The organism is Rubrimonas sp. (assembly GCF_036788415.1).
Taxonomy (GTDB): Bacteria; Pseudomonadota; Alphaproteobacteria; order Rhodobacterales; family Rhodobacteraceae; genus Rubrimonas.
This window is the reverse complement of sequence record NZ_DAIQNN010000240.1, coordinates 1-1,682: the sequence shown is the minus strand read 5'-3', so window position 1 is coordinate 1,682 and position 1,682 is coordinate 1. Positions and strand designations below refer to the sequence as shown.

General features: G+C 73.9%; 2 protein-coding genes. One reads left to right on the top strand and one right to left on the bottom strand.

What is annotated here, in order from left to right:
• On the top strand, nucleotides 1–540 hold a 540-nt coding region (locus V7Q31_RS19095; RefSeq protein ID WP_333835419.1), incomplete at its 5' end, for a TetR/AcrR family transcriptional regulator.
• 143 nt (nucleotides 541–683) lie between these two features.
• Here V7Q31_RS19095 and V7Q31_RS19090 read toward each other — a convergent pair.
• Nucleotides 684–1,682: helix-turn-helix transcriptional regulator (locus V7Q31_RS19090; protein ID WP_333835418.1), on the bottom strand; the 999-nt coding region annotated here is incomplete at its 5' end.

Below are 1,682 nucleotides of genomic sequence, written 5' to 3'. Positions count from 1 at the left end.
GCGTTCTGGGCGCATGGCTACGAGGGCGCGTCGATCCGCATGCTGGAGCAGGCGACGGGGCTTGGCCGGCAGAGCCTCTATGGCGCCTTCGGCGACAAGTCGGCCCTCTTCGAGAAGGCGCTGGCCCGCTACGCCGAGACCGTCACGGCTCCGATCGCGGCCGCGCTGTCGGGCGAAGATCCCGGCGCCGCGTTCGACGCGATCTTCGCCGCGCAGCGCGATCCTGCGCCCGACGCCCCGCGCGGCTGCCTGCTTGCGCTGGCCTGCGCAGAGCTCGGCCCGCGCGACGACGCGCTGGGCGCAGCCGCGCGCGCCGCGCAGGCCGAGGCTCTGGGCGCCGCCGGGAGCGCGTTCATGCGCTGGCGCGACGCGGGACGCGTGCGCGCCGACCTCGACCCCGCGGACGGCGCAGCACTGCTGCTCGCCTTGCTGCGCGGGGTCGCCGATCTCGACCGGGCCGCCGCCGACCCGTCCGAGGCCGACGCCGCCGCCCGCGCCGCCGCCGCCGCGCTGCGCGGCTGGGCGATCAGCCGCGGCTAGAGTCCGACCAAGCATCGCGGGGCCGTTCGCGATGGGAGGCGCGCTCACGGGCCGCATGAGGGCGCCCTCTGAAGGCAGATGCACAGGATAGGCATGGGTTCGCGCCGACGCGTCGGACCGTTCATCGGCTGGCGACGTCGCCGCTACCCGGCGCCGTTCGAAGGGCTTGACCTCGAGAGGTGGGCAGCCCGGGCGGCCTGCGGCGTTCCGCCGGTCCATTTCCTGAAGGCGCGCTGGAAGGCGCTCGGGTCGCGATAGCCGGTCAGATGGGCGATCTGCTGGTTGGTGAGATCACTGCCGCGCAGATAGCGAAGGGCCAGCTCGGCGCGGGTGGCGTCGAGCAGCGCCTGGAACGTCGCGCCCTCGGCGCGGAGCCTGCGCAGCAGCGTGCTCCGGCTCATCTGAAGGCGGGCGCAGACATGCGCCAGCGTCGGCTCGCCGGTCGGCAACGCCTCCAGCAGCGCCGCCCGCACCCGCTGCGCGACGGGCACGCTCTTCGACACGATCAGGGCGTGGCTCTCGAGGTCGGCCTCCGTCGCGCGCCACAGGGCGGGATTGTCCGAGACGAAGGCGATACGCGCGTCGGCGCGCGCATAGGCCAGCGACGGCGGGCCCTCGGCGGGCGTGACGCCGAACACGTCGGCGAGGTCCTCGCGGTCGGTGTGGGGCAACGGCAGAGAGACGCCAGTGGGAGGAAAGGGGCGCGTGGACAGCGCCATCGCGACGGCATGCAGGTAGACGATCTGGGGGCTGCTGAACGACGCCGGCAGGTCGATGTCGGGCGCATCCGGCTCGACCCGGACCGAGAGCGCCGCCGGCGTTCGCGTGATGGCGAAGCGCATGGGGCCGAACAGGTGCTTGTAGCGCGCCAGCCGCTCGAGGCCGGTCTCGAAATCCGGCGCGCTCGACATGGCGAAGAGCACGGGGATCGCTGGTCCGGACGCCATGCGCAGCCCGAGAAGCCGCGTCGTGTCGGAGCGTCCCGACAGCGCCATCAGCGCGGTCCAGAGCCGCACATACTCCTGCGCCGACACCAGAAACCCGCCGTCGCCCGGCTTGCCGGGCCTGACGGCGGCGGCGTCCAGCACCCTGCGCCAGTCGAGGCCCAGCATGCCGCAGATCGGGCCGGACAGGACGGCGGC